This is a genomic window from Aquimonas sp. (genome assembly GCF_044377145.1).
Lineage (GTDB): Bacteria > Pseudomonadota > Gammaproteobacteria > Xanthomonadales > Xanthomonadaceae > Aquimonas.
This window is the reverse complement of sequence record NZ_JBILJQ010000177.1, coordinates 1-2,615: the sequence shown is the minus strand read 5'-3', so window position 1 is coordinate 2,615 and position 2,615 is coordinate 1. Positions and strand designations below refer to the sequence as shown.

Below are 2,615 nucleotides of genomic sequence, written 5' to 3'. Positions count from 1 at the left end.
GGTTCGAAAGAGCCTTGGGCGAGTCGAAGAATCAAAATAGGTGAGCGATAGCAGGCTGAAGGTCCGAAAAAATCGGCTGGGGACCGCCCAGGGCTCAGTTGGTCGCGTTGTTCAGAGCTTCCCTAGAGGTGTTTAGTGAGCCGATTCTCCGTTTTTTGTCTGCTGCTGATGATCGGGCTGCTGCCGGCCGCGCGCTTGGCCCAGGCCCAGGCGCAGGCTGGCCCCGGATACAGCCTGCGCGCGTTGGATGGGGTCGACCGATTGGGTCCGCACTTCACCATGCTGCAAGGACCGAATGGGGATTCCGCCTTTGGCTTTTTCTACGTCGAAGACGAGGGCGCGCTGTACAGCGGTTTCTGCTACCCCAAGTGCAGTATGAGCGCGCGCCTGACCCACGGCCCCGACCGCGGCCGTTTCGTCAGTGCCGACAAGCGCATCGCCCTGAACAATCGCCCGTTTGTTGCCTTCTACAATTCTGATAGCGGCGATCTGGAAGCGATCGACTGTCGCGACCCCGGTTGTAGCTCTGCAGATTCTCGTATCCTGGAGACCGTCGGCGACGTGGGCGCCGGAACCGCAACCACCATCGATCCCGTCAGCGGTCTGCCGCATATCGCCTACTACGACGTCAGCAATGGTGACCTCAGGCTGTACCGCTGCAACACGCCAAGATGCGAAAGCGGCAGCAGCGTGATGGTGGATAGCGAGGGCGACAGCGGTCGCGCGCCGGTCGCGCGCTTCTTTCAAGGGCGCCTGCTGATCGCCTACCAGCGCGACGGCGAGGTCTGGCTGGCCAGCTCGGAATCGCCCTTCGTCGGCTATTCAACCGTTCGATTGGCTGTCGGCAGCGCACCGACTCTGGTCGAGTGGAATGGCGTCGCTGAGATAGTCTTCAGCGGAGCGAGCGGCGCACTTGAGCGGCGCCGCTGCAACAATGCGGCTTGTGCGGCGCCCTTCGATCCGGGTGCGCTCACGCTCGACGCTGGCAGTGGCGGCGCGCCTTCCGCTCACGTGCTTGCCGATGAACGCTTGTTCGTCAGTCACCGGGCCGCCACCGGCGACCTCATGGGTCTGATCTGCGCTGATTCTGCGTGCGCCAGCTCGCGGAAGTTCTTGCTGCAGCCCGGCGCCGATGTCGGCCAGCGCTCGCATGCGATGGGCTTTGCAGATGGCCGCCCGCTAGCCTTTTTCGATGGCAGTGACCATACCCTCCGCAGCAGCCATTGCACCTCGCAAGAATGCGTCAGCGTAAGTCGCGGAATCAGCAGCAACGGCGTGGACGCCGGCTTCCCGCGTCTTGCCCTGCGCAGCGACGGACGCGCGGTAGCGATCTGGATGCGCGCTCGCAGGCCTCGAATGGCGCTGTGCGGTGACGCCGAGTGCAGCGTTGTGACAATCCGCGAGGCCCCGCAGGCTCCCGACAGCTTCGCCTCACCGCCTTCGATCGCGATCCGACCTGACGGTCGCCCCTTCGCCTTTTACAGCTACTTTGGGGGCTACCTCGTGTGGGACTGTGCTGACGCCGAATGCAGCAGCAGCACGCTGCGCGAGGTGGGTGCAAGCGGCAATCCGAATGGCGGCAGTACCGAACTCGCGATTCGCGCCGACGGCAGGCCGCTGCTGGCATACCTGAGCACTCAGAGCGACGGGCGTGTGGTACGCGTGTTCAGCTGTACGGACTCGAATTGCAGCATTGGAAGCGAGCATCTGGTCGCAGATGAGTCCGCCGACAGCACCATTATCCTCGGCCTCAATATGGTGCTCGGTACAGACGGCCGCGCTCTGCTGGCGTGGAACCGGATTCAGGGCAGCCTTCGTCTGGCGCAGTGCGCAGATCCTGACTGCAGCAGTGCAAGCGTGCGCTCGCTGAATGCGTCTCCCACGTTTGGCCGGGTGCCCATCGCGGTGCGCAGCGACGGGCGCCCGGTGCTGCTGGAACAGTTGAGCCAGGAGCGCAACTTACTGACCTGCGATACCCCTGCCTGCCTGAGCCTTGCCCGCTCACCTCTTCCCAATCCCTTCGACGGGGTCGAAGCGCTGGTTCTGGACGCCAAGCAGCGTCCGGTCTACAGCTCTGGCACGATCGGTCATGGCGGCTATTGGCAGTGCGTCGACGCAGCCTGCAGCAGCGCCCAGCGCCACATCATCATCAGCGATGGCGGCGCGCCCAATCGCGGTTTCAGGGGTCCGCTTGCCCTGGACCCGAAGGGGCGGCCGGTATTGTTGTTTCGCGAGCAGGATCTTGAGGATGTGTGGCTGCTCACGCCCAAAGGCGACGCCGTTTTCAAGGACGGTTTCGAGGACTGAAAGCGCCGCGCGCCGCCATAGGGGTACGACGGCCCGCGGACGGCTCTACGCCAGCAGCGAGCGCAGCATCCAGGCGTTCTTCTCGTGAACGTTCAGGCGCTGGGTCAGCAGGTCGGCGCTGGGTTCGTCACCTGCCTCGCCCGCAAGCGACAGCACCTTGCGCGCGGTGCGACAGACGGCTGTATGCGTCCGCCCGAGCCACCTACCGCTTCCCCACTCGCCGTGCTGAGCCTCAGTTGCAGATCGGCGCCCAGCCCTCGATCGGCAGCAAGCTGTCGATGTCGCGGTTGCGCGTGGTCGGCAGTCGG

At 64.5% G+C, this 2,615-nt stretch carries 1 protein-coding gene and 1 pseudogene; one reads left to right on the top strand and one right to left on the bottom strand.

Annotated elements, in window-relative coordinates:
• The first annotated feature begins 135 nt into the window (after positions 1-135).
• Positions 136-2,307, top strand: a complete 2,172-nt coding sequence (locus tag ACIQ7H_RS22330; protein WP_395795723.1) for a hypothetical protein — start codon at positions 136-138, stop codon at positions 2,305-2,307.
• Between the two features lie 45 nt (positions 2,308-2,352).
• On the opposite strand, the pseudogene ACIQ7H_RS22325 reads toward ACIQ7H_RS22330, so the two are convergent.
• Positions 2,353-2,490 (bottom strand): annotated as a pseudogene (locus ACIQ7H_RS22325) (ferritin-like domain-containing protein); the annotation flags it as partial.
• Positions 2,491-2,615 lie beyond the last annotated feature (125 nt).